Annotated in this window: 28 protein-coding genes and 1 tRNA gene; 24 read left to right on the top strand and 5 right to left on the bottom strand. The window is 66.9% G+C overall.

The features are described 5' to 3' along the window. Window positions 1-10 precede the first annotated feature (10 nt). Both H5U26_RS00825 and rfaE2 read left to right on the top strand, forming a co-directional pair. The gene (locus H5U26_RS00825) at window positions 11-592 is read left to right on the top strand and encodes a phosphoheptose isomerase (protein WP_290615697.1); all 582 of its coding nucleotides are present in this window, start codon (window positions 11-13) and stop codon (window positions 590-592) included. Beyond that, window positions 589-1,089 (top strand): D-glycero-beta-D-manno-heptose 1-phosphate adenylyltransferase, encoded by a 501-nt coding sequence (gene rfaE2 / locus H5U26_RS00820; protein ID WP_290615696.1) that lies wholly within the window; start codon window positions 589-591, stop codon window positions 1,087-1,089. Before H5U26_RS00825 ends, rfaE2 begins: the two co-directional genes overlap by 4 nt. Before the next feature lie 42 nt (window positions 1,090-1,131). Here rfaE2 and H5U26_RS00815 read toward each other — a convergent pair whose 3' ends face one another. Genes H5U26_RS00815 through H5U26_RS00800 form a run of 4 tightly spaced genes read right to left on the bottom strand, consistent with a single transcriptional unit; the run spans window position 1,132 to window position 4,833 of the window. After that, entirely contained in the window at window positions 1,132-2,022 is an 891-nt protein-coding gene (locus H5U26_RS00815) for an NAD(P)-dependent oxidoreductase (protein WP_290615695.1), read from the bottom strand. A gap of 28 nt (window positions 2,023-2,050) precedes the next feature. After that, complete coding sequence (locus tag H5U26_RS00810) at window positions 2,051-2,944, bottom strand: ABC transporter substrate-binding protein (protein ID WP_290615694.1); 894 nt, start codon at window positions 2,942-2,944, stop codon at window positions 2,051-2,053. A 29-nt stretch (window positions 2,945-2,973) separates the two neighbouring features. Then, window positions 2,974-3,462, bottom strand: coding sequence for an aromatic-ring-hydroxylating dioxygenase subunit beta (locus H5U26_RS00805; RefSeq protein WP_290615693.1), 489 nt, complete (start codon window positions 3,460-3,462; stop codon window positions 2,974-2,976). 45 nt (window positions 3,463-3,507) lie between these two features. Next, window positions 3,508-4,833 (bottom strand): aromatic ring-hydroxylating dioxygenase subunit alpha, encoded by a 1,326-nt coding sequence (locus H5U26_RS00800; RefSeq protein WP_290615692.1) that lies wholly within the window; start codon window positions 4,831-4,833, stop codon window positions 3,508-3,510. Between the two features lie 205 nt (window positions 4,834-5,038). Between H5U26_RS00800 and hcaB the strand changes: the two genes are divergently transcribed. The 6 genes from hcaB to H5U26_RS00770 all read left to right on the top strand — a co-directional run bounded on the left by hcaB (window position 5,039) and on the right by H5U26_RS00770 (window position 11,474). Beyond that, the gene (gene hcaB / locus H5U26_RS00795) at window positions 5,039-5,854 is read left to right on the top strand and encodes a 3-(cis-5,6-dihydroxycyclohexa-1,3-dien-1-yl)propanoate dehydrogenase (RefSeq protein ID WP_290615691.1); all 816 of its coding nucleotides are present in this window, start codon (window positions 5,039-5,041) and stop codon (window positions 5,852-5,854) included. An 80-nt stretch (window positions 5,855-5,934) separates the two neighbouring features. Then, a complete protein-coding gene (locus H5U26_RS00790) occupies window positions 5,935-7,122 on the top strand; it encodes an aromatic ring-hydroxylating dioxygenase subunit alpha (protein ID WP_290615690.1) in 1,188 nt (395 codons plus the stop codon). Window positions 7,123-7,125: 3 nt separating this feature from the next. Further along, a complete protein-coding gene (locus tag H5U26_RS00785; protein ID WP_290615689.1) occupies window positions 7,126-7,602 on the top strand; it encodes an aromatic-ring-hydroxylating dioxygenase subunit beta in 477 nt (158 codons plus the stop codon). A gap of 85 nt (window positions 7,603-7,687) precedes the next feature. Then, window positions 7,688-9,424, top strand: coding sequence for a DNA primase (gene dnaG, locus H5U26_RS00780; protein ID WP_290615688.1), 1,737 nt, complete (start codon window positions 7,688-7,690; stop codon window positions 9,422-9,424). A 51-nt stretch (window positions 9,425-9,475) separates the two neighbouring features. After that, on the top strand, window positions 9,476-11,335 hold the full coding sequence (rpoD, locus tag H5U26_RS00775; protein ID WP_290615687.1) for an RNA polymerase sigma factor RpoD: 1,860 nt from the start codon (window positions 9,476-9,478) through the stop codon (window positions 11,333-11,335). Between the two features lie 62 nt (window positions 11,336-11,397). Further along, window positions 11,398-11,474 (top strand) — tRNA-Ile (locus tag H5U26_RS00770). A 64-nt stretch (window positions 11,475-11,538) separates the two neighbouring features. On the opposite strand, the gene H5U26_RS00765 is transcribed toward H5U26_RS00770, so the two are convergent. Next, entirely contained in the window at window positions 11,539-12,036 is a 498-nt protein-coding gene (locus tag H5U26_RS00765) for a hypothetical protein (RefSeq protein ID WP_290615686.1), read from the bottom strand. Between the two features lie 219 nt (window positions 12,037-12,255). On the opposite strand from H5U26_RS00765, the gene H5U26_RS00760 reads away from it, so the two are divergent. The 16 genes from H5U26_RS00760 (at window position 12,256) to H5U26_RS00685 (ending at window position 25,187) form a co-directional block, all read left to right on the top strand. Next, window positions 12,256-13,467: an integrase arm-type DNA-binding domain-containing protein gene (locus H5U26_RS00760; protein WP_290615685.1), complete on the top strand. Its 1,212-nt coding sequence runs from the start codon at window positions 12,256-12,258 to the stop codon at window positions 13,465-13,467. Window positions 13,468-13,570: 103 nt separating this feature from the next. Further along, window positions 13,571-14,230, top strand: coding sequence for a hypothetical protein (locus H5U26_RS00755; protein WP_290615684.1), 660 nt, complete (start codon window positions 13,571-13,573; stop codon window positions 14,228-14,230). 97 nt (window positions 14,231-14,327) lie between these two features. Further along, window positions 14,328-15,218 carry a hypothetical protein gene (locus H5U26_RS00750; protein ID WP_290615683.1) on the top strand — a complete coding sequence of 297 codons (891 nt, stop codon included), beginning with the start codon at window positions 14,328-14,330 and terminating at the stop codon, window positions 15,216-15,218. Between the two features lie 108 nt (window positions 15,219-15,326). Continuing rightward, entirely contained in the window at window positions 15,327-15,575 is a 249-nt protein-coding gene (locus H5U26_RS00745) for a hypothetical protein (RefSeq protein ID WP_290615682.1), read from the top strand. A gap of 211 nt (window positions 15,576-15,786) precedes the next feature. After that, window positions 15,787-16,851 carry a ParB/RepB/Spo0J family partition protein gene (locus H5U26_RS00740; RefSeq protein WP_290615681.1) on the top strand — a complete coding sequence of 355 codons (1,065 nt, stop codon included), beginning with the start codon at window positions 15,787-15,789 and terminating at the stop codon, window positions 16,849-16,851. Then, entirely contained in the window at window positions 16,851-17,075 is a 225-nt protein-coding gene (locus H5U26_RS00735; protein ID WP_290615680.1) for a hypothetical protein, read from the top strand. Before H5U26_RS00740 ends, H5U26_RS00735 begins: the two co-directional genes overlap by 1 nt. Beyond that, on the top strand, window positions 17,072-17,680 hold the full coding sequence (locus H5U26_RS00730) for a hypothetical protein (RefSeq protein ID WP_290615679.1): 609 nt from the start codon (window positions 17,072-17,074) through the stop codon (window positions 17,678-17,680). The genes H5U26_RS00735 and H5U26_RS00730 overlap by 4 nt, the downstream gene beginning before the upstream one ends. Before the next feature lie 196 nt (window positions 17,681-17,876). After that, a complete protein-coding gene (locus tag H5U26_RS00725) occupies window positions 17,877-18,983 on the top strand; it encodes a hypothetical protein (protein ID WP_290615678.1) in 1,107 nt (368 codons plus the stop codon). Beyond that, entirely contained in the window at window positions 18,980-20,476 is a 1,497-nt protein-coding gene (locus tag H5U26_RS00720) for a DEAD/DEAH box helicase (protein WP_290615677.1), read from the top strand. Before H5U26_RS00725 ends, H5U26_RS00720 begins: the two co-directional genes overlap by 4 nt. Window positions 20,477-20,525: 49 nt before the next feature. Further along, window positions 20,526-21,107 carry a hypothetical protein gene (locus H5U26_RS00715; RefSeq protein ID WP_290615676.1) on the top strand — a complete coding sequence of 194 codons (582 nt, stop codon included), beginning with the start codon at window positions 20,526-20,528 and terminating at the stop codon, window positions 21,105-21,107. Next, window positions 21,104-21,472 carry a hypothetical protein gene (locus H5U26_RS00710; protein WP_290615675.1) on the top strand — a complete coding sequence of 123 codons (369 nt, stop codon included), beginning with the start codon at window positions 21,104-21,106 and terminating at the stop codon, window positions 21,470-21,472. The genes H5U26_RS00715 and H5U26_RS00710 overlap by 4 nt, the downstream gene beginning before the upstream one ends. Next, window positions 21,469-22,056, top strand: a complete 588-nt coding sequence (locus H5U26_RS00705) for a hypothetical protein (protein ID WP_290615674.1) — start codon at window positions 21,469-21,471, stop codon at window positions 22,054-22,056. Before H5U26_RS00710 ends, H5U26_RS00705 begins: the two co-directional genes overlap by 4 nt. A gap of 350 nt (window positions 22,057-22,406) precedes the next feature. After that, on the top strand, window positions 22,407-22,727 hold the full coding sequence (locus H5U26_RS00700; RefSeq protein ID WP_290615673.1) for a hypothetical protein: 321 nt from the start codon (window positions 22,407-22,409) through the stop codon (window positions 22,725-22,727). Continuing rightward, window positions 22,724-23,530 carry a hypothetical protein gene (locus H5U26_RS00695; RefSeq protein ID WP_290615672.1) on the top strand — a complete coding sequence of 269 codons (807 nt, stop codon included), beginning with the start codon at window positions 22,724-22,726 and terminating at the stop codon, window positions 23,528-23,530. The genes H5U26_RS00700 and H5U26_RS00695 overlap by 4 nt, the downstream gene beginning before the upstream one ends. Continuing rightward, window positions 23,527-23,739, top strand: a complete 213-nt coding sequence (locus tag H5U26_RS00690; RefSeq protein WP_290615671.1) for a hypothetical protein — start codon at window positions 23,527-23,529, stop codon at window positions 23,737-23,739. Before H5U26_RS00695 ends, H5U26_RS00690 begins: the two co-directional genes overlap by 4 nt. Next, a complete protein-coding gene (locus H5U26_RS00685; RefSeq protein ID WP_290615670.1) occupies window positions 23,736-25,187 on the top strand; it encodes a hypothetical protein in 1,452 nt (483 codons plus the stop codon). Before H5U26_RS00690 ends, H5U26_RS00685 begins: the two co-directional genes overlap by 4 nt. The last annotated feature ends 26 nt before the right edge of the window (window positions 25,188-25,213 follow it).

Raw genomic sequence — 25,213 nt, 5'->3', positions numbered from 1 at the left:
CCTGAGCCGCATGGACCCGATTGCCCTCGTTGCCGCGCGCTTCCACGAAAGCGCGCAGCTGAAACTGGCCAGCGCGGATGCGCTGGCGCCGGCCATTTCGCGCGCCGGCAGCTTGCTGGCGGCCAGTCTGCGCGGCGGCGGCAAGCTGCTGGTGTGTGGCAACGGCGGTTCCGCGGCGGATGCCCAGCATTTCAGCGCCGAGCTGCTGGGCCGTTACGAGCGCGAACGCGCCGCCCTGCCGGCGATCGCCCTGCACGCGGACAGCTCCACCGTGACCGCGGTCGCCAACGACTACGGTTACGAGCATGTGTTCGCCCGCCAGGTGCAGGCGCTGGGCCGGCCGGGGGATGTGTTGCTGGCCATCAGCACCAGCGGCAACTCGCCGGGCATCCTGCGCGCGATCGAAGCCGCCCAGCAGGCCGGACTGGGAGTCGTCGCACTCACCGGCCGGGACGGCGGCGCGCTGGCGCCCCTGTTGCGACCGGCCGATATCGAAATACGCGTGCCGGCGCAGGTCACCGCGCGCATCCAGGAAGTTCACATCCTGATCCTGCACTGCCTGTGCGAGCTGATCGACGAGCTGCCACGGTGAGCGAGGCCCCACCCCGCTACGCCAGAAAACTGGTCACCGACCCGGCCGAGCTGGCGGGTCGTCTGGCCGCCCTGCCGCGACCGATCGTGTTCACCAACGGCTGCTTCGACATCCTGCACGCCGGGCATGTCGATTACCTGGACCGCGCCGCCGCGCTGGGCGCGAGCCTGGTGGTGGGCGTCAACAGCGACGCCTCGGTGCGCCGCCAGGGCAAGGGCGAGGACCGACCCATCAACCCGCTGGCCGAGCGCATGGCGGTGCTGGCGGCGCTGGAGGCGGTGAGCCTGGTGGTGGCCTTCGACGACGACACGCCGCTGGCGCTGATCCACGCCGTGCGTCCGGATCATCTGGTCAAGGGCGGCGACTGGCCGGTCGAGTCCATCGTCGGCGCCGACTTCGTGCGCAGCTACGCCGGGCAGGTGCACTCGATCCGCTTCCGTCACACACGCTCGACCAGCGATCTGCTGCGTCGCATCCGCGAGCAGGACGCGAAATAGCCGACCGCTGACCGGCGCGGCCCGGTCGCGCAAGCCTTGCTCTCAGCCTTCGCGGTGTTTGATTACGCCCTTGTCGATCAGCTCGCTCAGGCCGAACGGATCGAAATTCCTGTAGCCGGCGTCCATCGCCTGCTGGAACAGGCCGAGCAGCGCCTCGCCCAGCGGCAGCGTGATGCCGGCATCCTGCTGCGACAGTTCCTGCACGGCCCGCAGATCCTTGTAGAAGATGCCAAGGCCGGTCGGCCCCTCGCCCAGCGGGCGGGCGGCGAGCTGGGGCTTGTAGAAATCGATCACGTGGCGCGGCGACACGCAGGCGCCCAGCACGTCCATCAGCTTGACGCCGTCGATGCCGCAGCGCTCGCCCAGCACCACCGCTTCGCTCAGGCCCAGCAGCGTGCCCATGAAGGCGAGCTGGTGGCACAGCTTGGCGGTCTGCCCGCTGCCGACCGGACCCAGATGAAAAATGCTGCCGCCGAAGGTCTGCAGCAGCGGCAGCACGGTGCCCCAGGCGGCCTGCTCGGCGCCGACCATGACGGCCAGCGTGCCGGCCTGTGCCCAGGGCGTGGAGCCGCTCAGTGGGGCGTCCACGTAATCCATGCCCCGCGCGCGGGCCTCGGCGGCGAAGGCGCGGCAACGCGGCGGCGCGGTGGTGCCAAGATCGACCACGATCGCCCCTGGCGCGCCGCACTCGAATATGCCACCTGGCTGTCGCAGCACTTCACCCAGCACGTCCTGGTTGGAGACGGCGACGAACACGGCCTGTGCCCCGGCGGCGGCCTCGCCGACCGAGCCTGCCGCCTGCGCGCCGGCCGCCTGTGCCTTGGCCAGCGCGTCGGCCGACAGGTCGAAGGCCTTGACCGTGTGCCCGGCGGCTACCAGGTGACCGACGATGGGTACGCCCATGGTGCCGACGCCCACGAATCCAAGCTGCATGGGGTGCTCCGACGGTGTCGACAAGCGGTCAATACGTGGCGGCGACATAGTCGCGGATGGCGTAGTCGGCCGGCACGCGCCGCTGCGTTTTCAGTTCCTGCTCCACCCGCTCCAGGAACGCCCAGTCGAGGCTGGGCTCGCGCAGCCAGTGCGGGCCGTCGCGGCGCATGGCGCGCTCGATGTCGTCCTCGGTCACGAACGGCAGCTGCGAGGCGAACGGCCGCAGCGCCGCTGGGTGCTCGACGCCGTAGTTCGCGGCGGCAAAATAGGCCTGCACCACGCGCCGCACCAGGTCCGGTTTGTCTTCGATCCAGCGCCGGCGGGCGTACAGCAGGATGCCGTAGTTGGCCGGGCGCAGCAGCTCGGCATAGTCGGCCAGCACGCGCCAGCCGAAGCGGCGCTCCACCAGGCTGACGTAGGGCTCGTACAGGATGCCGATGCGAAAGGCACCGCGCTCGATGCCGTCGGCGAAGGCCTGGCCGTAGTTGTCGAAGCGGCTGTCCTGCATCAGCTCGACCACCTTGAAGTCGTCAATCGTCAGCCCTTCCTGGCGGGCATGCCACTCCAGCAGGCTGCCCGGGCAGGTCATGCGCTTGTTGATGACGACCTTCTGGCCGCGGCAGTCGGAAAGCCGGTTCACGCCCGGCGCGGCCACCAGATAGAAGGGTGCGAAGTCGCAAAACCCCACGCTGACGACGGCGTACTCGCGCGAGCCAACGGCGGCCGGCAGGAACACCGGCGTGCCGATCTGGCCCATGTCGTAGGCGCCGGCGCGGATACGGGCGGCGTATTCCTCGCCGGTGAGGTGGCTGGAGAGTTTCAGATCCAGGCCAAGCGGCGCAAACCGGCCGCTCGTCTGCCACAGCTCGATCGGGAAGTTGAACAGGCCGACCGGCGGCGTGCCCCAGTTGACGGTATCCATGGCGAACTCCGGCGACCGGGCGGCCGTCGTCAGACGTGGTAGAAGTCCAGCACCTGCGGGATCAGGTCGTTGATGACGATGATTTTCTTGCGCGCGATGCGCAGACTGCCGTCATCCTGCGGGCGCAGCGTGTACTCGTACTGGCCGGCAAAGAAGTGCGTTTCCTTGTGCTTGTAGTAGGTCACCTGCCAACTGGCGTGAACCTCGAAATCCCCATTGGCCTGCTTGCTGGCCTGCACGTTGCCGACCAGATGGCTGGTACGCGGCAGCGGCACCGAGGCCGACGACATGCCGGTGCGCAGGCGAAACACGCGGTCTTCCAGGCCGCTGCGGTCGGCGTAGTAGATCAGCGAGATCTCGTTTTGCGGGTCGGTGGTGTAGCTGTGCTCCGACTCCCAGGCCGGAATCCAGAACTCGGCATCCGGCAGGTAAAGGGCCAGCCAGTCGTCCCAGGCCTTCTGGTCGATCAGGCGGGCTTCGGTGTACAGCAGGTCGGCGCAGCGCGCGACGTCGTCCATGGTCTATGCCTTTGAAACTGTGCGAGATATTGTGGCGGCGGCCGATTATTTCTGCATCGCATTCAGCCAATGCCGGTGCTGGGCCAGGAAAATGCCTTCGTCCTCCACCTTGCCGCCGCAGTACTCGGGATTCACGCCCAGTGCCTTGGCGCGTGCGTCGGCACCCTTGGTCAGGAACTTCACGCCGCGCGTCAGGTCGTTCCAGCGCGCCAGGCGGCCCTGTGCGGCATTCTGCGCGTAGGCGAATTCGCTCAGGTCGTCGGGTGTCGCCATGCCGGAGGCGTTGAAGAAATCCTCGTACTGGCGGATGCGGTGGGCGCGCATTTTCGGCGACTCGCCCTTGGGTGCGATGGCGTAGATGGTGACCTCGGTCTTGTCCACGGCGATCGGCCGGAACACGCGAATCTGCGAGGACATCTGGTCCATCAGGAACACGTTCGGATAGATCAGGGTGTTGCGCAGCTTGCCGATCATCCACTCGGCGTAAACCTGGCCGAACTTTTCCGTCCACTCGTCGTACATGTGGAAATTGGGCCGGCGGTCGCCGCGGTTCGGCCAGTCGCCCCACAGCACCACGTGGCCATTACCGAAGTCGAAAAAGCCGGCGTCGAGGCTCCCAAGCTGCGACACGTCCATGGACTTGATCTGGTTGGCGCCGGCGCGGATGCGCTCGCGGTTCTGCGTGGTCAGCGCGAAGTTCACGTGCAGGCCGTGCACGTGGTAGCCATCGACACCGTTTTCGGCCTGCAGCTTCCAGTTGCCGGCATAGGTGTAGGTCGAATGGCCGCGCAGGACCTCCAGCCCCTGCTCGCCGCCCTGGTCCGCCATCAGGTCGATCATCACCCGCGCGTCGCGCAGGTGCTCGGCCAGCGTCGGCACCTCGTCGCTCAGGGACGCGAACACGAAGCCACGGTAGGACTCCACCCGCGGCGCGGCGGTGAGGTGGAAATTCTCCTTGCGGAACTGGTCCGGATAGCCGCCGCCCTTCTCGCGTGTCACCGACATCAGCTTGCCGTCGGTATCGAAGCACCAGCCGTGGAAGAAGCAGGTCATGTCGGTCTTGTTGCCGCGCTCCTCGTGCACCAGCTGTGAGCCACGGTGCGAACAGGCATTGATGAAGACGTTGACCTTGCCCGAGGCGCCTCGAATCACAACGACCGGCTGGCGCCCCAGGTGGGTGGTCAGGAAATCGCCATGATTCGGAATCTGGCTCTCGTGGCAGACGTACAGCCAGCTGCGCTCCCAGATGCGTTCCATCTCCAGCTCGAAGATGGCCGGGTCGGTGAAGATGGAGCGGTCGACGCGGATCACGCCCTCGGCCGGACGTTCGTCGAGGTAGGCATCGAGGTTGATGGATTCGAAGGGTTTCATGGGGGAGCCTCCGGTTCGGCATTGCGCCGCTGGGATCGGTGTAGGCACGCCCGCCTGTTCGGGGGCGGCGGGCGTGCGAGGTGATCTGTCATCTTAACGATGGGTAGGGATGGCCGCAATCGCGCAAGGCCGCCGCTTGTACAATCACGCGCCGCGCCGCCGGACGGCGCCACGGCTCGATCAACACAAGCGCAAGGAGGCACCGATGGGCTGGCTGGACAATACGGTTGCAATCGTCACAGGCGGCGGCTCGGGCCTCGGCCGGGCGCTGGTGCAGCGCTTCATCGCCGAGGGCGCCAGCGTGGGTGTGCTGGAGCGCGATCCGGCCAAGGCGGCGCAGCTGACGCGGGACTTCGGCGACCGCGTGCTGGCCGTCACCGGCGACGTCACCACCTACGCCGACAACGCGCGCGTGGTGCAGGACACCGTGGCGCGTTTCGGGCAGCTGGATACCTTCATCGGCAACGCCGGCGTGTTCGACTACTTCCAGACCCTGCCGCAGATTGACGCCGAGCGGATTTCGGCCGCCTTCGACGAGCTGTTCGCGGTCAATGTCAAAGGCTACCTGCTGGGTGCCAAGGCGGCCCTGCCGGAGCTGCTCAAGACCCGCGGCAGCATCATCTACACCATCTCCAATGCCGGCTTCTACCCAGCCGGCGGCGGTCCGATCTACACGGCGTCCAAGCATGCCGTGGTCGGCCTGGTGCGGGAACTGGCCTATGAACTGGCGCCCAAGGTGCGCGTCAACGGCGTCGCTCCCGGCGGCATGAAGACGGAACTGGGCGGCCTGGCGGCCACCGGCTCGGCCGGGGTCAAGCTCAGCCAGATGGAGGGGCTCGATGACATGCTGCGCGCCATCTCGCCCCTGCAGATCGCGCCCGCGCCCGACGACTACTGCGGCCCCTACGTGTTGCTCGCCTCGCGTGCCAACTCGGCGCCGATGACCGGCGTGGTGATCAATACCGACGGCGGCCTGGGGGTGCGCGGTTTCACCAAGATGGCCGGCGGCGAGGACTTGTGAACCCCGCCCGCCAGTTGCCCGGCGGGTCGACATATACAATCATTCGGTAACGCTTCCCCCACGTACTGGAGAGTGCCGCCATGAACGCCCCCACCGTGTTTGGCGCGCCGGTCCACTGGCCGGCCAAGATCAACGAGATACCCAAGGACATCTTCGACCGCGAGGACGTGTTCCGGCTCGAACTCGAGCGCATCTTCTACGGCCCCGAGTGGCACCCGGTGGCGCACACCGGCGAAATCCCGAACATCGGCGACTTCAAGACCTTTCATATCGGCGAGCGGCCGCTGTTGATCGTGCACGGCCAGGACGGCCAGGTACGGGTGTTCTACAACGCCTGCTCGCACCGCGGCACGCTGCTTGAAACCAACAACCGCGGCAACAAGACCGAGTTCGAGTGCCCGTACCACCGCTGGCTGTTCGACAGCACCGGCGAGCTGCGCGGCTGCCCGGGCAAAGAAGACTTCTCGCCCAGCTTCACCATGGAAAGTTCGGGCCTGGCGCAAGTGCGCAGCGCCATCGTCGGCGGCCTGATCTTCGCCACCCTGCACGAGGGCACGCCCGACATCGACACCTGGCTGGGGCGCACGCAGCCGGCGCTGCTGCAGCTGCTGGGCGGCGACGGACGCCTGCAACTGCTCGGCTACCAGAAGGTCAGCTACGACTGCAACTGGAAGGCCTACGTCGACAACGACGGCTACCACGCCCCGCTGCTGCACCTGGCCTTCAAGATGCTGAACTGGCAGGGTGGGAAGGGCTCCCAGTACGCCACCGAGAATGGGCACCTCGCCTTCGAGTCGGAACTGAAGGTGCCAAACAACCCTGGCTTCCTGAAGGACCCGTCGCTGATCGCCTTCAAGGGCAGCCACACCTCCAAGGGCTCGGTCATCGTCAGCCTGAATCCGCTGACGGTGATGACCAAGCACCTGGACATGATCAACGTGCGCTTCGCGGTGGCTCGCTCGCTGCTCAAGACCGAGGTGCACTACGCCTATTTCGCCCACCTCGACGACGACGCGGACATGGTGCGCCACCGCCTGCGCCAGTCCTCGAACATGCTCGGGCCGTGCGGCATGGTGTCGATGGAGGATGCGTCCATATTCCTGCGCGTGCAGCAGGGCAATCGCACGCCGGGCAACGCCGTGTTCCAGAAGGGCGTCAAGCAGGAACAGGGCATGTGGTTCGATTTCAAACAAAACGACGAGGCCGGGAATCTGCCCAAGTGGGAGTACTACCGGCGCGTCATGGGCTTCGTACGAGAGGAGAACTGATCAATGACCCAGGAAGCGTTGCAGCAGATCGACGCGCTGCAGACCCGCTACATCGCCGCGCTGGACAACAAGGACATGTCCGGCTGGCTGGACACCTTCGCCAGTGACGGTTCCTACATCTGCATCGCCAAAGAAAACGAGGAAAGCGGCCTGCCGCTGGCGCTGATGATGGACGACTGCCACGAGCGCCTGGAAGACCGTGTCACCTACGTGACCAAGGTCTGGGCCGGCACCTTCGAGGACTACCAGACCCGCCATTTCGTGCAGCGCATCGCCTGCACGCCCAAGGGCGGCGACCTGTACGAGACGGTGAGCAACTTCACCGTGTTCTATACCGACTCGGCCGGCAACACCGGCACCCTGGTCTGCGGCCGCTACGTGGATCAGATCGTGGTCGGCAACGGCGGCGCCAAGCTCAAGTCCCGCCGCGCGGTGATGGATACCAACGTCGCGCCACGCTACATCGTGTATCCCATCTGACTCAAGGTCGTTGGCAGCTCGCGGCCGCCATGACGGCCGCGAGCCCGCCTTCCCCGGCCCGCCCGCCCGCGCTATCGTGGGCGACATGAGCGGCCGGATACCCGAAGACTTCATCGACGCCGTCCTGGCGCGCACCGACATCGCCGAGGTCATCGGCGCGCGCGTGCCGTTGCGCCGCAGCGGCCGCGAACTGGCCGGCCGCTGCCCGTTCCACGAAGAAAAAACCCCGTCGTTCACCGTCAGTCCGCAAAAGCAGTTCTATCACTGCTTCGGCTGCGGCGCGCACGGCACGGTGATCGGCTTTCTGATGGCGCTCGACCGGCTCGACTTTCGCGAGGCCATCGCGGAGCTTGCCCAGCGCGCCGGCATGACGCTGCCGGAGGAGAGCCCGCAGGCGCACGAATCAGGGACCTCGCTGGCGGCGCTGTACGAGGTGCTGGCCGCGGCCAGTGCCTTCTACCGCAAGCAACTGCGCCATCACCCGGCCGCAGCCGGCGCGGTCGAGTACCTGAAAAATCGCGGCCTGGATGGCAAAACCGCGGCGCGTTTTCACCTCGGCTTCGCGCCGGACGGGTGGGATGGCCTGGGCCGCGCGCTGGGCGAGCGGTACGGAGTCGATTTGCTGCGCCAGGCCGGCCTGCTGACCGGCGACGATGGCGGGCGCGGCCATGACCGTTTTCGTGGCCGGGTGATGTTCCCGATCGAGGACCGTCGCGGCCGGGTGATCGGCTTCGGCGGCCGCATCATCGGCCGGGGCGAGCCCAAATACCTCAATTCGCCCGAAACCCCCGTCTTTCACAAGGGCCGCGAACTGTACGGCCTGCCCAACGTGCTCCGGCAGGCACGCAACCCGCAGCAGCTGTTGGTGGTCGAAGGCTACATGGACGTTGTGATGCTGGCCCAGCATGGCATTGACCACGCCGTCGCCGTGCTCGGCACCGCACTGACGGCCGAGCACCTGCGGGCCGCCTTTCGGGTCACACCGCGGCTGGTGCTGTGCTTCGATGGCGACAACGCCGGGCGACGGGCGGCCGAGCGGGCCGTCGACAATGCCCTGCCGGAACTGGCCGACGGGCGCGAGCTGCGCCTGCTGTTCCTGCCCGAGGGCGAAGACCCGGACTCGCTGGTGCGGCGCATCGGCAAGGATGCGTTTCTGGAGCTCGCCGGCCAGGCGGTGCCGGTGTCGCGTCACCTGATCGATCGCCTGCTGCGCGAGGTGGACCTGACGTCCACGGAAGGCCGGGCGAAGCTGGCGGCGCTGGCCAAGCCCCTGCTCGACAAGCTGCCAGCCGGCACCTACCGGGACCTGCTGGGCGACGAGATTTCCCGGCACGTTGGGCGCGCCCTGCCCGCGCTGGTCGCCAAGGCTGCCCGCGCGCGGCCCACACCTCGCTCGGGCAGTCACCCCTCGCTGGTGCGACGCGCCGTCCTGTTGCTGGCCCATTACCCGCACCTGGCGGCGCAGCTGGGCGACCTGTCGGCGCTGGCGGCCGTGCGCCGGCCCGGCATGGATTTTTTGAACCGCCTGCTGGAGGCGATTGCCGGCCTGCCGCAACCCCGACTCGATCGCCTACTCGAGCATTGGCGTGGCACCCCCGACGGCGAGGCCCTGGCGCGGGTGCTGACCGGCAGCGAACTGGTGCCGCAGGAAGCTGCCCTGGCTGCCCAGGAACTGGAGCAGATCGTCGCCCGGCTGTTGCCGCAGGCGACGCGCGGCCGACTCGGCGAGCTGCTGCACGGCGCGGCGCCCAGCCAGCTCGACGCCCAGCAGCGGGCCGAGGTACTGGCGCTCTTGAAACATCGCGGCGGCGCCCCGACTTGACGCTGCTGAACTATAATCACCGGTTCCGCCCAAATCGCATCGAGGTGTCCCATGGATAACGGTGTCGACCACCCCGAAGAAAATTCCGAACTGAAGCAGCTGCTGGCGCTCGGTCGCGCCCGGGGTTATCTCACCTACGGTGAGATCAACGACCACCTGCCGCAAGACATCGTCGACGCCGAGCAGCTCGAAAGCATCGTTGCCATGCTCACTGAGATGGGCATCCGCGTGTCGGATGCGCCGCCGGACATGGAAGAGCTGCTCATGAGCGGCGAGAGCGTGACCGAGGACGAGGCGGTCGAAGAGGCCGCCGCGGCGATGACCGCGGTCGAGCGCGAAGGCCGTACCACCGACCCCGTGCGCATGTACATGCGCGAAATGGGCACCGTGGAGCTGCTGACGCGGGAAGGCGAGATCGCCATCGCCAAGCGCATCGAGGCCGGCCAGCAACAGGTTGTGGCCGCCTTGCTGCAACTGCCGCGGGCACTGGACGAAGTCTTTGGCCTGTACGACCAGGTGCAGGCCGGACAGCTGCGCCTGCCCTCCTTCGTCGCCGGCTTCTACGAATCGGACGAGCCGGAAGCGCCGCCGGTCGCCGAGGTGGTCGAAGAAGCGACGGCCAGCGCCGAAATCGACGAGGTCGTGGAGGACGAAGCCGAGATTGACACCGACACCCCGGCGGTGGTCGAGGAAGTCGAGATCGGCCCCGATCCGGAGCAGGTGCGGGCGCATTTCGAGCTGTTGCGCGGTCTGCGCGAACAGATTGCCAAGCTCGAGTCGAGCAAGAAGCCCGACGTCGAGCAAATCGCCAGCCTGCGCGCAGAACTTCAGGCCCAGATGCTGAAGCTGCGCATCATTCCCAAGCAGATCGAGGACCTGGCCGGCCTGCTGCGCAGCCTGATGGAGCGCATCCGCCAGCAGGAGCAGGTGATTCTGGACCTGTGCGTCAACAAGGCGGAGATGCCGCGCAAGGATTTCCTGCGCGTATTCGTCGGCCACGAGACCGACTCCGGCTGGCTGGAAACCCAGGTCAGCGCCAAGAAAAAGCACAGCACGCGCCTGAAGCAGTTCACCGACGACATCCGTCGCGCCCAGCGCAAGCTGGCCGAAATCGAGCGCGAGCACGGCCTCGAAATCGCCCGCATCAAGGAAATCAACCGCCAGATGCTGGCCGGCGAACGGCACTCGAACCAGGCCAAGAAGGAAATGGTCGAGGCCAATCTGCGCCTAGTGATCTCGATCGCCAAGAAGTACACCAGCCGCGGCCTGCAGTTCCTGGACCTGATCCAGGAGGGCAACATCGGCCTGATGAAGGCGGTCGACAAGTTCGAATACCGCCGCGGCTACAAGTTCTCGACCTATGCCACCTGGTGGATTCGCCAGGCCATCACCCGCTCGATCGCCGACCAGGCGCGCACCATCCGCATCCCGGTGCACATGATCGAGACCATCAACAAGCTCAACCGCGTGTCGCGGCAGCTGTTCCAGCAGCTGGGCCGCGAACCGACGCCCGAAGAACTGGCGGTCAAGATGGAGATGGCCGAAGACAAGATCCGCAAGGTGCTCAAGATCGCCAAGGAGCCGATTTCGATGGAAACGCCGATCGGCGACGACGAGGACTCGAGCCTGGGCGATTTCATCCAGGACACCAGCACCCTGTCGCCGATCGACATCAGCACCGCCGACAGCCTGCGCGAGGCCACGCAGGACGTGCTGGCCTCGCTCACGCCGCGCGAGGCCAAGGTGCTGCGCATGCGCTTCGGCATCGAGATGAACAACGACCACACCCTCGAAGAGGTGGGCAAGCAGTTCGACGTGACGCGCGAGCGGATCCGCCAGATCGAAGCCAAGGCCCTGCGCAAGTTGCGCCACCCCAGCCGTTCGGAGAAGCTGCGCAGCTTTCTGGATTGAGGCCGCTGGCAAGCTGACGCCCTCACCGGCCCCGCGGTACGCGGGACCGGCCCTGCTCAAGCGGGCCTTTAGCTCAATCGGTTAGAGCAGCGGACTCATAATCCGTTGGTTGTGGGTTCGAGTCCCACAGGGCCCACCAACCCGCCCTGAGAAATGGGCAGCCGCCATACGCCGCGTCGGGCACGCGCGGCGCCCGCGCGCCGTCAACGATGCAGCCTGCTCGCCCGCAGCAGATTCAGAAACAGCGCCCCCTGTTCCAGGGCGTCGTCCAGCGCCACGTGCGTGTGCGGCAGGTCCGGATCGAACCACTCGCGCGGCATGTGGCGTTTCGTGGTCTGGCGGAATTCGCAGCCCAGCACCGCCATGGCGAAGCTCTTGATGTCCAGCGCCGAGAAGCCGAACGGGTTGTCGCCGGCGAAGCGCGCCAGGTACCAGGCAACGAAGCTGAAATCGAAGGTGACCGGGTAGCCGACGAACACCGGCCGGCCCGGCAGCGCACGCAGCCAGGCGGCGTATTCGGGCATGGCCTGCTGCGGCGGGCGCAGGTTCTGCCGGCAGGCGGCCCAGGCGGCAGGCTGCGCGGCCCAGAACTGCGCCGTGCGGGGATTCGCGTGCGCGCCGGGCAGGGTCGCGAAGTTGGCGGTCCAGGTGCCGACCGGGCGCCCGTCGGCCAGGAAGGCCGCCGAACCCAGACTGAGCATGGAGTTGTCGCCCGGCAGGAAGCCGTCGGTTTCGATGTCGGTGCTGACGTATCACCCACATGAAAGGTCGCATGGGTACGCATGGCGACTGAGGCCCGCATAAACACTAGGTTTCAGCCATTCCGTACCGGCGCTTAGTATCGCTTGCAGCCGTTGACAGCCGGTAAGCCTGTCGGTAACCTTGACGGCAACTTCACCTACCGCGCGGAAGTTACCGTCATGCCACTCACCGACACGGCCATCCGTAACGCCAAGCCTGCCGACAAGCCGCGCAAGCTGGCCGACGGTGGCGGCCTCTACTTGTTGATCCAGCCGGCCGGCGGTAGGTGGTGGCGCCTCGACTACCGCTTCGACGGTAAGCGCAAAACGCTGTCCATGGGCGTGTACCCCGACGTGACGCTCGGCGACGCCCGCCAGCGCCGCGATGAGGCCCGCCGCCTGCTGGCCCAGGGCATCGACCCGGGCGAGCACCGCAAGATGACGAAGAACGCGCCGCTGCAGGATGCGGACAGCTTCGAGGCCGTGGCGCGCGAGTGGTACGCCAAGTTCTCGCCGACCTGGACGAGGGAGCACGCCGACCGGATATTGCGGCGCCTGTCGCTGAACGTGTTCCAGTGGATCGGCGCACGACCCGTCGGCCAGATCACAGCGCCCGAACTGCTGGCCGTGCTGCGCAGGATCGAGGCCAGCGGCCGACTTGAGACGGCGCACCGGGTGCACCAGAACTGCGGGCAGGTGCTCCGCTACGCCGTGGCCAGCGGCCGCGCCGAGCGTGACCCGTCCGGCGACCTGCGCGGCGCCTTGCCGCCGGCCAGCAAAAGCCACTACGCCGCCATCACCGAGCCCCGTGCGATAGCAGGGCTGCTGCGGGCCATCGACGGCTACAACGGCAGCTTCGTGGTCGCCTGCGCCCTGCGCCTCGCGCCGCTGGTGTTCGTGCGCCCGGGCGAGCTGCGCCGTGCCGAGTGGGCCGAGATCGACCTGGACGCCGCCGAGTGGCGAATCCCTGCCGCCAAGATGAAGATGCGCGCCCCGCACGTGGTGCCGCTGGCCGATCAGGCGCTGGCCATCCTGCGCGAACTGCACCCGCTGACCGGGCGCGGCCGGTATGTGTTTCCGGGCGCCCGCAATGCCAGCATGCCGATGAGCGAGAACGCCGTCGGTGCCGCGCTGCGCTACATGGGGTTCGACAGCAGCACGATGACCGGCCACGGGTTCAGGGCGATGGCCAGCACCGTACTGCACGAGCAGGGATGGCCGTCCGACATCATCGAGCGCCAGCTGGCCCATGCCGAGCGCAACAAGATCAAGGCCGCCTACAACCGCGCCGAGCACCTGCCCGAGCGCCGGAAGATGATGCAGGCGTGGGCGGGCTACCTGGACGGGCTCAAGGCCGGCGGGGACGTGGTGCCGCTACGGCGTGGCGCTTGACCTGCCGTCGCGTACGTCATCAAGAAGCGGTCTTGTGATGCTTCACAATTCCGCGCAATGATGCTACACTGATGCCCGTGTCAATAACCCACGGAGCACACCTATGAAGGACCTGAAACTCGACAAACTGGCCATGCTGGCGCGCACATGCGCCGTCCACCGCGTGTTCATCACGCCCTCAGATGGCGGCGGCTGGTGGCTGGACATCGACCACAAGGACCCGCAGGTCGGTCGCAAGCTGACGACCCAGCGCGGCGGGCTGCGCGTATTCAAGTCGGTCGATCAGGCGCTGGCGATCCTGCGCGATTGTGGTTACTTGGGGTCGGCGATGGTGCTGCCCGAGGGGGAGCCCAGGCCCGAGCGGGTGGTCTCGGTGGTGATGCTGCCCGATGGCGATCCCAGCCCTGAGCGGGTGGTCTCGGTGGTGATGCTGCCCGATGGCGATCCCAGCCCTGAGCGGGTGGTGGTGCCGGCATCCCGGGCGGCGAAGCTGGACAAAATCAGCGCCCGGCTAGAAGCGACCCACGCATGGCTGTCTGCGATCCCTCGCGACGAACTGTCTGCCGCGCAGCGGGCTGAACTCGACCATGCGCAGACCGGGCTGTCAAAGCTGCGGTCAATGCCCGGCCGAGGTACGCCGTCTGGCCCGCCGAAGCCAGCCGAGACAGCGCCGCGGACACCGCCGCCTGAGGTCCAGAAGTACATGAACGAGAAGGCCGCGAAGGCCGCAGCAAGCGCCGACGACAGCGCCAAGCAGACCTGACCCGAATTGCCGCGCCTAGGCTGATCCCCGAAAAGCCGGAAACCCTTGCCGGCCTGGCGCGGCGCCTTTTCGAGGGGTGCACCAAAGGGGGTGCGCGATGGAACTGTTTCGCTGCACGGCGCGGGACGCGGTACTTTCAACGCGCGGTTGCGCAAGCGACTGGAGACTGGCGCCCGAGAAGACCAAGAGAGACCCGCTACACCAGCTGCGGCCATGCCTCGGCTGCCCTATCGGCGCCACCAATGCCGGCGAACCGCCGCGAGACATTGCGCCCGCCGTTGCGCGCAAAGCCCGCCGGAAGACGCCCCCACCCAAGAATCCGCCGAGTGATGCGCCGCTCGCGCGCGGCAACCTGACATTCGTATGCGAGAGCATCAACATCGCCTTCAGGTTCGGTCCGTTTCTGGGCGATGAGGTCAGAGGACTCAGACACCGCTTCACGGTATTCCGCAAGCCAATAAACGGCCGCCCCGCGTTCGAGGTTCGAGGAATTACCGCCGACCCCGAAGGCGTGTGGCTGCACAGCACTGTCCGGCAGCATCTTCTTCTCATTCGCCCGCGCAATTGGGATCGCTTCGCCGCCGCACTGAATCTTCAAGGCCCGATCTTTGCGACCGGCATCGACGCCTACGCGCTGCTGGCGCTTTGCGACATTGAGGACGCGGCGGCCGCTGAGGATGCACTTTCCAGCCAGGCAATCACACAGCACGTCGCAGATCGCCCGTGGCTGGTCGAGTACCCGCCGGTAGCCAGGGCGCTCGAACTGGAGCGGCGCGCCAACCGAGACAGCCACAGCGGCGCGCCGGCCAAGATCGCCAGCACCATCGACCGGACGATCCACCTGCGCTACCGCCTGCTGCGCGCCAACGGGCTGTCGAACGCAGAGACGTTCGCCGCGATCAAGCAGGCATTCGCATCAGCGCCGCGACCGGCCAAGATGAAGCAACGCGCCTTCGAAAGATGGATGCAGCGCCAGTCCGAGGAGTAGGCCGCGCCGGTTGACTGGCGCATAGGTCGAATTTTTGTCGCAAATACGTGCTGAATAATAACGTCCGCCGGCCGCATCCCGCAGCCGATCACATAGGCGGACACACACATGTCTCTCGACTATCGAAACCTGCCAGACGAGGCGCTGGTCCATCAGATCGAAGTCACTCGACCCAATGGTCCCGTTCCGGTATCCAGGACGAAGTGGAAGGAGCTAGTCAGCGCCGGCCTTGCGCCTCAGCCTGTCGTGCGGCAGCACAAAGCGGTGCTATGGCGCTGGGGCGACGTTCGTCAATGGCTTGAGGATCAGGTCGCTGGTGAAAAGCCGGAGACCGAGACCGAATCGGGTGGCGCGTAATGGCCGCCCCAAAAGATGCCCCCAGCCCGGAAGGAGCCGGATCGGGGGCAGGGGCACGTCAATCCGAAAGCACGAGCGGCAATCATACCACCGGCATCAGCGCCGACGAATCCCTCGCACTGATACGCCGGTCGCAGGTATTGATTCGCGGCATCGCGCAGATCCTCGACCGCATGTCCGCCGCCGCTGCTGCACTCGCGGGAGGTGCGCAATGAACCTAGAAACACCAGACGACGATGACCAGGAGTCACCGCGAATCCGGGCCGTGTTCGACCGCCTTTCGGCCCGAGTCGATCCGCCGGTCGAAGATGACTGGGAAAGCGCCATCAACAACCTGAGCGAGCGACCGGCCGACCACGGCCAGCCGCCGCCGCCGCGGTACAGGGTGCATCCAGCGGCCGACATATTCCCGATGCTGGCCGCCGAAGAACTTGACGCGCTTGCGGACGACATTGCCGAACACGGCCTGCGAGAGCCGCTGTGGTTGTACAAAGACCCAGGGCACGGCGAAGTCCTTCTCGACGGCCGCAACCGACTCGCCGCATGCGAATTAATCGGAGTCGAGCCTGCGACTCGTTACTTCGAAGGCGACGATCCACTGGGATTCGCACTTTCGCAAAACCTACATCGACGACACCTGTCGGTCGGAGAGCGGGCCGGCATAGCCGAGCGGTTGCTGCCGTTATTCGAGCGCGAGGCGAAGGAGCGTAAGCGGCAGGCTGGGAAGGAGCATGGCCGCGGGCAGGGAAAGGTCAGCGTAAAAAAAAGCGAACCTATTGTGCCCGCCAAATCTGGGGCCACGGCCCACGCTGGCAAGGCATCCGAGCAGGCGGCGAGGGCGGTCGGCGTGTCGTCGGCCACCGTGGAGAAGTTCGTCCGCGTCAAAAAGACAGACCCCGGTCTGGCGGCGAAAGTCGCGTCCGGCGAGGTGTCGCTGGGCCGCGCCGAGCGTGAGGTCCGCGAGCGCGCGCAGCAGCACGGTGGCGGAAAGGCGACACCCGAAAGGCCACCAGCGCCAGCCGGCGAGCTGCTGGGCGCGGACCTGTCGAGCGTCACATCGATCGCGTGCGCGCCGCCTGACTGGCCGCACGGGCTGCCGTGGCTGGACGTTGAGGGCTGCCGGGTGGTCGTCGACCGGGCCGTGTTTGCCGGGCTGCTGGCAGGCATTGAGCGGGAACTGACCGCGGTCGCCAGTACCAAGCCAGCAGCCACCGCAACACCGCCCGCGAGTCAGTGCACCGCCGAGGATTACCGGCGCACGACGGAGGGCTACTGATGCACTGGCAAAAAGAAGCCCGCGCGCCGGTGGAGGCCGGCGGCGCGGGCGAAGCATTCAACCAAAGTACCTACGCGCCCAATTCTAACCCATGGCATCACTGGGCGCGCAAAGCCCGCCCCGACCGCCTGAGCGACCGCCAGCGGCGCGCCGTTCGGTTGATGGCTGCATCGCCACGACTCACACCTGAGATCGCCCTGGGTGCGGTGGAGGGGCAGCCGTGAGCAAGACATGGCGCCCAGCCGCCGATGAGGACTCGTGGAAGGGCGTGCCGCACTCGCGCATACGCCACGACATCACGTCATCGCCAGCCTGGAAGGCGCTGTCCTATACGGCGCGGGGGCTGTACACCGACCTGCGGGCCAGGCTCAGAAAGGGCGGCAACGGCAACATCGAATGCACGCCGTCGAGCATGAAAGGGGTCGGCTGGAAGTCGAAAACGACGATCTACCTGGCGCTCGCCGAGCTTGAGGCGCTGGGGTTTATTGCCAAGACCCGCCGGGGCCACAAAGGCCGCGCCGACGTGACGTGCTCGCTGTACAGGTTCACAGACCAGCCGAGCCCGCCGCACCCGGACAAGGGTGTCATTGCGTTCACCGCAACCATGGACTGGCGCGGGTTCAGGACAGACGCTGAGGCTGAGGCCGCTGTATCGAGCATCAGTGAGAAAAATACCAGCCAGCCCAGCCAAAGCCAAAAAACACAGGGCCAGATTCTGGCCCTGTCAGGGCCAGATTCTGACCATCACACCCCGTTTGCAGGGCCGGATTCTGACCATCACAAAAAACATGATGGCCAGATTCCGGCCCTGCGCGAGGCGCTGAAATGACGCAACCACTGACCATAAGGCCGGAATACTGGTCATTAATGCAGATGGTCAGAATCTGGCCTCCCTTATTAGTAACTGTACGTACTTGTCCGCCCATCACGGGCTGCCTTCCTGATTCCGCCCGGCCGATGACGACGAAACGGACGGGCCAGCGGATGGCGGCGACGACTGAATCTGAACGAGCGAGGGACGACGAATGAGCAACGCCCGATGGCTACGAGCCGCATTCGAGGACAACGCCCAGGTCGAGGTCCGCGGACTGCTGCGGACGCCGGTGGATGGTGCAAACGCATGGTCCGGCATCTACGACGACCCGGCGGCGCTGGTGAGAGACATGCGGGAGGCTGACGACTGCGGCCAGTTCAAGGGCCTCTACGCGCTGCTGAACCGCCCGATCAAGCGGCGGGCGACAAACCGAGGCGGTCCGGCATACCGCACGACCCGGGATCAGGACATCGAGCGGATCACCCGCCTGCCGTTCGACTTCGATCCGGTCCGTGACGAGGCGAACTCGACCGACGAAGAGATGGCCGAGGCGAGGGCCCGTGCCGAGGCGCTGGCCCGCTTCCTGACGGCCCGCGGCTGGCCCGAACCGCTGCACGCCCTGAGCGGAAACGGCTGGCACCTGCAGTACCGCGTTGACCTGCCGGCCGACCAGCAAACGAAGTCCCTGCTGGACGCCATCTACCGCGGGCTGCGGCTGCGGTTCGGCTCGCCCGAGGTCAGCTTCGACGCATCCATCCGCAACCCGGCCCGGATTTTTCGGTTTTACGGCACCACGGCCCGCAAAGGCGATGCCACGCCGGACCGCCCGCAGCGTGTGACCCGGTGCTGGACGCCCGAACGGTGGCAGCACGTCGATCTTGATCTGATCGAGGCGCTGGCCGATGAAGTGCGTCCGCCGCCGCCGAAGCTGGTCAGCCTGCCCAGGGCGACGAACGCGCCGATGGGACGTGGCGACTACCGGACCCTCGACGTGGTGGCCTGGTTCGCCTCGCACGGCCAGTACCTGAAGGACATGGGCGGCGGTAAACACGCCGTGACATGCCCATGGGCCGGCGAGCACTCAGAAGGCGGCGCCGAAAGCGCGACCGTGGTCTGGGAAGCGGCCGGTGGATGGCCTTCGTTCCGATGCCTGCACGCGCACTGCGACCACCGCCGCATCGCGGACGTGATGGCCCTTTTCGGCGACGCCGACCAGTTCTGCCGCACGACCTTCACCAGAAACACGGCTGCCGGCCCAGGGCCGCGCCCAGAAGGCGATGAGACCGATCAATCAACCCACAGCGAGGAATATCTATGAACGCGCCACACAAGCCCGCTGCGTCGGTCCTGCGCCCGTACCAGCTTAGCGCCATCGACGCCCTGCACAGGGAATTCGTGGCCGGACACAAGCGGGTGGTGTTGCAGCTGCCCACCGGCGCCGGCAAGACCGCGATCGCCGCGGAAATGATCAAGCGGTCAGTCGCGAAAGGGCGCCGATGCCTGTTCATCGCCGACCGGATCGAACTGATCGACCAGACCAGTCGGCGTTTCGACCTTGACGGCATCCCGCACGGTGTGATCCAGGCCGACCACGAGCGCGTACAGCCGTGGCAGCCGGTCCAGATTGCCTCCATTCAGACGCTGGCCCGCCGGCGATTCCCGGATGCCAGGCTCGTCATCGTCGATGAATGTCACTCCCAGTACGCAGCCATGAACAACATCCTGATGAAATGGAACAACGTCCCGATGGTCGGCCTTTCGGCAACGCCATGGGCGAAGGGCATGGGCAAGCACTGGCAGTCGCTGGTGGTCGGCGCCACCACGGCGGAATTGATTGCCGGCGGGTATCTGGTGCCCTTCACGGTGTTCGGCCCGCCCGGTCCGGATCTGCGCGGCGTTCACACCCTGGCGGGCGACTTCAACCAGACCGAACTGGGCGACGCGGTGAACAAGCCGAAACTGGTCGGCGATATCATCAAGACATGGCTGACTCGCGGCGAGGATCGAAAGACGATCGTGTTCGCAGTCAGCATCGCGCATTCCAAAGCCATCGTTGCGGAATTCGTGGCGCATGGTGTCAAGGCTGAACACGTCGATGCGTACAGCGATTCAGACGAACGCCGCGCGGTACTGGCGCGGTTCAAGTCCGGCGAGACAAAGATCGTGTCCAGCGTCGATATTCTTTCGAAGGGTTTCGACGAACCCAGCGCGTCCTGTTTGATTGCGGCCAGGCCGACGAAGAGCCTGATGCTGCACGTCCAGCAGGTGGGCCGGGTGCTGCGAACTTCACCCGGGAAGCCCGATGCGATCATCCTCGACCATGCCGGCAACACGGCCCGCCTTGGATTCGTCACCGATGACCTGCCGACCACGCTGGATAGTGGCGAGCGCAAGAAGGGCGAGGCGCCTGAAAAGAAGGAATCGTTACCCACACCGTGCCCGAAGTGCTTCTTCATGAAGCCAGCCGGTGTGCACGAGTGCCCGGAATGCGGGTTCGCACCCGAGCGGAAGAGCAAGGTCACGGCGGTGCCCGGCGACCTGAAGCGGTACGAGGTGGCTGACATGACCGAGAAGCTGCGGTGGTACGCGATGCTCAAGTACGTCGCCGAGAGGAAGCCCAACTGGAGACCCAACGCGGCCGAGGTGAAGTTCCGCGCCAAGTTCGGGACGTGGCCGCCGTTCCCGTCAGACACACCGACGATGCCACCGGACGATGCCGTAAGTAATTGGCTGACCGCGGACAGAATCCGGTTCGCGAAAGCGCGCGCGAAAGCCAATCAGAACCAGGCGGGCCACGGGCCACGGGCTTGATCAGCAACACGAGGGCACGAGAATGAATGCGACGAGATTGCCGGGCGACTTGAACGCCATGCTGCTGTGCGTTGCCGCCGCTTACGGGTGGATGGCCGAGGAGCGGCGCGCCTTTACCAGGTGGGCGGTCACGGACATCGACACGACAACCCGCTTTCTTTCGGAGGAGATGGAACGGATAAGGGCACAGCGCGCGACCGCTGTGGGTGCGCAAGCCGAGAAAGCGGCGCAAGCCGATGACTGGACGTGGAGTGTGGACGACGACGAAAACCTGCATGTCTCAGTCATCGTCCACGGCATCGGGCTCGCCGGGTCCGCCGTCCGGCGCGACGGGTGCACCCTTGACATGGTGAAGGGCATCGCAAGCAGCCTTGCCGCCGACATCGTGAACAGGGATTCGGCGCCAACGACCACGCCACCCGCCAGCGTGGGACTGCCGGTCCACGAATGCCGGTACTGCGGCAGCGCGGACATCCGTATCGAGGCCGGCACCGTGACGCACGCGGCCGGGATGCGATGCGGCGACTGCGGGCGACATGCCGGCTGGGTTCCGAAGGCGGTTGCCGCCACGCCGGAATTCCAGCGGATGGCGCGCGAGCACGCGATCAAGGCGATGGAGGGCACGAAATGACCTGGCTTTCCGAAAAAATGACGCCGCAGCAGAAATTCGTCTGGGAGCGCCGCGCCGACGTTGACCTGCGCCTCGCCGGCACCACCCGCTGGTTTCGCCTGTCCGAAGCGCCAGGCGCCCGATTCGCTGCCGTGCTGGTGTTCCTCGACTGGCTGGACACGTTCGGCGCTGGCGTGTCCGCCGCAGTCACGCGGATCACGCTGGCGGCTGGCGACTGCCCGGTTGACACCATCGAGCTTTCAATGGACGTGCTGGACGCCCTTGGCCTGCAGCCGCCACCGGCCGGCCGGCACCTGCACCGCGGACAGACCATCGACATCGTGCACCTGGCCGACCTGGACGGCGACGACGAGGCACTGATTTGAGCACCACCACCAACGCCGACGAATTCCCGGTCACGTTCGAGTGCCAGCGCCACGTTGGCGCCCTGCGACTCACACCAGCCGCCTGCGCAGCCGCCTGGACCCGCGCCAGGCGCAACGCCGAGGCAGACCAGATCCGGCTTGAGGCCTGCCGCGGCTGTCCGGTAGGCGCTGGCCATGCAGGCGTGAAGGTCCGGCCGCTGGAAGCACCGGCGCAGGCCACCGCCAGCGTCCTGTCCTGCGTCCGCTGTGGCAGAAGCGGCGCCCGGCGCCTGGTCGGCAGCCGGCTGTGCGTGTCCTGCTACAACCGCCAGCGCGAGTACGAGGCCGGCCGCAACGGCAAGGGCGGGCCGTGCAGCCACCACGTGCCGCTGTACTGCGCGACCGTCGGCGCGATCACCGAGGGCGGCGACGTTCGACCGCTTCGGGTGGACGCGGTGTCCACCCACCTTGAGGCGCTGCTGACCATCGCCCGGGCCACCGGCACCACCACCTTCGGCCGTGTCCCGCCAGGCGCGCCATCTGCACCCTACCCGGCCATGCCGCGGCGCCAGGCCGTGTTCGCGCTGCTGAAAACGCCGGGCTGAGCCGATGCGAGATACCGGCATGTTGCGCGCTGCAACGGGCGAGTTCGGCGCAGGTTCGCCGCAGGTTCGCTGCACGGCGGGTGGTCGTGACGGGATACTACGGCCATGCACTGGACGCTTACCAGCCATGCCTGCGCAGCCTGCTACGGCCGAGTCCTGCTGTCCGCCGATGGCGACGAAGCCTGCTGCGCTGACTGCGGCGCGACCGGGCACGACGTGACCGACATCTGCGCCTGCGGTGCGGACGGCATCGGCCAGTCCCGGCTGAGATGCGTACCGAATGTATCGGGCAGGCCAGCTGGCGCACCCGTTGTTGTTGTCGAAATTTCCACCACCGCGAGGTAACTCGAATGCCTTCCTACTACGACCAGCTTGTCCGCGAACTGCGCGGAGCCGAACAGCACCAGCCACCTGCGCCGGCCCTCGACGCGAGCGACATCGCCGCCGGCACCCGCAGCTTCAAGAAGTCCATGGGCGACGTTGCCCGCGGGCTGGGCAAGATCGTCCCGCCAGCCGCGCCGAAGGCACCGCCCGTGCCGAGCCCGGCCGAGATCATGGCCAAGGCTTTCGAGGCGTTCAAGGCTGGCCGGATCACCGGCAGCGAGCTTGCGCAGCTTGAGGCGCGTCAGCATGTTTTGATCGACGCACTGGCGATCCGGAGCCGCTCATGAGCACCGCGAACGTCAAGCTGGTCGATGCAGCCCGCAACCGACTGGGCGCGGCACAGCAGGCCCTCGCCGATGCGCTCGTGGCTGGAGCGCCGACCGGCGATGAGCGCGCCCGCGTGGAGCAGGCCCAGCGCGACCTGACCGCCATGCTGGCCCAGGCCGCCGCAGCGACCGAGCAGGCCGAAGCCGCCCGCCGCCACCAGGTGGCCGAGACCGCCAACGCCGAGGCCCGGGCCGCCGCGCAGCAGGTTGCGGCCCGCCTGCGCGAGATGGTCGCCATCCCGGTGCCGTCCATCGAACTGCCGGCAGGCATCGTGGCTGCCGTTCTCGAGGCACGCCAGCGGGCCGCAGCGGCTGCCGATGCCGCAAGCGCTGCGCGGGCACGGGTTGCGCACCTTCGGGCCCGTCAGCAGGAACTGGAGCAGCGGCGCGCCGCGATCACGGCAAAGCGGCAGGCCGGCCAGGGCGACGATGCCCGCGACGGTGCCGAACTGGCCCTGATCGCTGCCGATAGTTCGGGCCTATCGGAACTGCTGGCGCAGGCCACCGCCGATGCCGAAGGGCCGACTCGCCAGGCCGAGGCAGCCGCCAACGCCATCGCCGGCGCCGAGCAGATGTGGCAGCAGGCCGTCACGCAGGCCGAAGCTGTGGCGCTGGCGCAGATGTGCTCGGCAGTCGAGGCATCACTGGTGGCCATCGCCTCCGCGCTGTACCCGCACCGCCTGTCCGGCACCGTCCAGGCATGGCGAGCCGGCAACGACCTTCGACACCTTTTCGAGTACAACGCGCCGCGGAGGGTCGCATGAGCGCCATCAAGGGCCGGCCCGGGCCGATGTCGAAGTCGGCCCAGCGCCGGGCGCAGCGCATGGTTCTCGACCGACTGCCCGATCTGGTGCAGCGCACCGTTGAATTGGCATTGCTTGGCGATCCGATCTGCCTGAAGGTCTGCATCGATCGTGCGTGGCCAGTGCCGCAGGTGCCTGACCAGGCCGGCCAGCCGGAGGGCCGCCCGTGAGCGTCAGGACGTACACGCCGCAGGTCAAAGTCACGTTGATGAAAAACATCCGCCGTGACGAGGCCGGCGTGTCCAAGCGCTACACCGGCGCGCGCACCACGGTGGACCTGACGCCCTTCCTAGGCGAGAACGGCGCCGTGACGACGCATAAGTCCATCCTCGCGCCGATGGGCCAGTTCAGCATCACGCTGACCGATCAGCGGGACGGGCAGACGCAGGACACGCTGTACGCGATGGCCGAGCCGATGGATTCCATCGAAATCCGCATGGCCCGCGAACCGCACAAGACGCCCGGCGAATTGCCCATCGTCATGCGCGGTTTCGTCACGCAGGTCCACCGCAGCGAGAGCATGGGCCCGAACGGCCGGCCGCAGCGGCAGGTGGTGATCGAGGGCGCCGACTACGGGCTGGCCTTCGCCCGGGTGCGACTGACGTGGCTGGAAGCGGCCGGCACCGGCGATGCCCTGTCGAACTTCGCGCGCCTCGAAGCCGCCGGCATGCCGTTTCGGTCGTATCCGGCCAGCGACTTTGTGCGGGAGATCACACACTCGGTGATCAACCCGTGGCTCGAAGAATTCTTCGCGCGGTCGATCGGCAGCGCTGACCCGAACGCCACGCCATCGGTCGAGCGCCTGATCGGCGTGGACGCGACCGTGAACGAAGGCACAGTGAACCCGTTCGGCGTAAATCCCTACGACCGGCCAGCATGGGAGTGGATGGTCGAGCGCTGCGACCTGGCCTGGAACGAGCTGTTCATCGAAGACCGCGAGGACGGCCCGGTGCTGGTCTACCGCGCGCTGCCATTCAAGGACATCAACGGCCACTGGATCGATCAGGGCGCCAGCAAGGCCATGGCCGGGACGATCGGCGTGACGGACGACGCCATCGTTTCGCTGGACGTGTCGCGATCCGATGCCAACGTGGCAAACATCTACTGGGCAAACCCGTCCGCAGTCTCGCTGAACACCGAAGGCTCCCAGAAGGCCGCAGCTTTTCAGCTTGGCGATCTGATCGAGGACGGCCCGAACTCGGCACGGGCGCTGTACGGCGCGCGCGTCATGGATGTGGTGATGTCGCAGGCCCACACGGGCGGTGGCCGCGGCGTGGGTCTGCCAGCCTCCGAGGCCACCGCGTTTGCCGAGTCGATAGCCGGCTGGGCCAAGGTCCGGCGCGACGCGCTCAAGGCGATCAACCGCGACAACGTGGCGTTCGAAGACGTGTCGATGACCTTGCGCGGCGACGAGGGTATCCGGGCCGGCAACTACATCCGCGTGAACCGCGGCGGTTTCCGGTTCGAGTTTTACGCACAGGCCGTGTCCCACGAGTTCCGACCATTCCAGGGCTTCACCACGAGCGTGCAAGGCATCCGCGGCACCGGCCTCATCGAGCGCTCGAAGATGCCGGCCAGTCCCTACGCCACCGAAGGCAGAGCCGGCGCGTACGGCTGAGCCGCCAACAACTGAGGCAGAAACAC

Origin of the sequence: Immundisolibacter sp., assembly GCF_014359565.1 — a bacterium.
Lineage (GTDB): Bacteria > Pseudomonadota > Gammaproteobacteria > Immundisolibacterales > Immundisolibacteraceae > Immundisolibacter.
The sequence above is the reverse complement of the archived record's forward strand: the minus strand, read 5'-3'. Positions and strand labels throughout refer to the sequence as shown.

Excerpts from the sequence above, each read along its gene's own strand:
- H5U26_RS00785 (WP_290615689.1), top strand. The coding sequence starts at position 7,126 with ATGACCCAGGAAGCGTTGCAGCAGATCGACGCGCTGCAGACCCGCTAC.
- H5U26_RS00755 (WP_290615684.1), top strand. The coding sequence starts at position 13,571 with ATGAAGGACCTGAAACTCGACAAACTGGCCATGCTGGCGCGCACATGC.
- rpoD (WP_290615687.1), top strand. The coding sequence starts at position 9,476 with ATGGATAACGGTGTCGACCACCCCGAAGAAAATTCCGAACTGAAGCAG.
- H5U26_RS00805 (WP_290615693.1), bottom strand. The coding sequence starts at position 3,462 with ATGGACGACGTCGCGCGCTGCGCCGACCTGCTGTACACCGAAGCCCGC.
- H5U26_RS00760 (WP_290615685.1), top strand. The coding sequence starts at position 12,256 with ATGCCACTCACCGACACGGCCATCCGTAACGCCAAGCCTGCCGACAAG.
- dnaG (WP_290615688.1), top strand. The coding sequence starts at position 7,688 with ATGAGCGGCCGGATACCCGAAGACTTCATCGACGCCGTCCTGGCGCGC.
- H5U26_RS00690 (WP_290615671.1), top strand. The coding sequence starts at position 23,527 with ATGAGCGCCATCAAGGGCCGGCCCGGGCCGATGTCGAAGTCGGCCCAG.
- H5U26_RS00740 (WP_290615681.1), top strand. The coding sequence starts at position 15,787 with ATGAACCTAGAAACACCAGACGACGATGACCAGGAGTCACCGCGAATC.
- H5U26_RS00790 (WP_290615690.1), top strand. The coding sequence starts at position 5,935 with ATGAACGCCCCCACCGTGTTTGGCGCGCCGGTCCACTGGCCGGCCAAG.
- H5U26_RS00800 (WP_290615692.1), bottom strand. The coding sequence starts at position 4,833 with ATGAAACCCTTCGAATCCATCAACCTCGATGCCTACCTCGACGAACGT.
- H5U26_RS00750 (WP_290615683.1), top strand. The coding sequence starts at position 14,328 with ATGGAACTGTTTCGCTGCACGGCGCGGGACGCGGTACTTTCAACGCGC.
- H5U26_RS00810 (WP_290615694.1), bottom strand. The coding sequence starts at position 2,944 with ATGGATACCGTCAACTGGGGCACGCCGCCGGTCGGCCTGTTCAACTTC.
- H5U26_RS00700 (WP_290615673.1), top strand. The coding sequence starts at position 22,407 with ATGCCTTCCTACTACGACCAGCTTGTCCGCGAACTGCGCGGAGCCGAA.
- H5U26_RS00825 (WP_290615697.1), top strand. The coding sequence starts at position 11 with ATGGACCCGATTGCCCTCGTTGCCGCGCGCTTCCACGAAAGCGCGCAG.
- H5U26_RS00720 (WP_290615677.1), top strand. The coding sequence starts at position 18,980 with ATGAACGCGCCACACAAGCCCGCTGCGTCGGTCCTGCGCCCGTACCAG.
- H5U26_RS00815 (WP_290615695.1), bottom strand. The coding sequence starts at position 2,022 with ATGCAGCTTGGATTCGTGGGCGTCGGCACCATGGGCGTACCCATCGTC.
- H5U26_RS00710 (WP_290615675.1), top strand. The coding sequence starts at position 21,104 with ATGACCTGGCTTTCCGAAAAAATGACGCCGCAGCAGAAATTCGTCTGG.
- H5U26_RS00745 (WP_290615682.1), top strand. The coding sequence starts at position 15,327 with ATGTCTCTCGACTATCGAAACCTGCCAGACGAGGCGCTGGTCCATCAG.
- H5U26_RS00695 (WP_290615672.1), top strand. The coding sequence starts at position 22,724 with ATGAGCACCGCGAACGTCAAGCTGGTCGATGCAGCCCGCAACCGACTG.
- H5U26_RS00765 (WP_290615686.1), bottom strand. The coding sequence starts at position 12,036 with ATGCTCAGTCTGGGTTCGGCGGCCTTCCTGGCCGACGGGCGCCCGGTC.
- H5U26_RS00735 (WP_290615680.1), top strand. The coding sequence starts at position 16,851 with ATGCACTGGCAAAAAGAAGCCCGCGCGCCGGTGGAGGCCGGCGGCGCG.
- H5U26_RS00725 (WP_290615678.1), top strand. The coding sequence starts at position 17,877 with ATGAGCAACGCCCGATGGCTACGAGCCGCATTCGAGGACAACGCCCAG.
- hcaB (WP_290615691.1), top strand. The coding sequence starts at position 5,039 with ATGGGCTGGCTGGACAATACGGTTGCAATCGTCACAGGCGGCGGCTCG.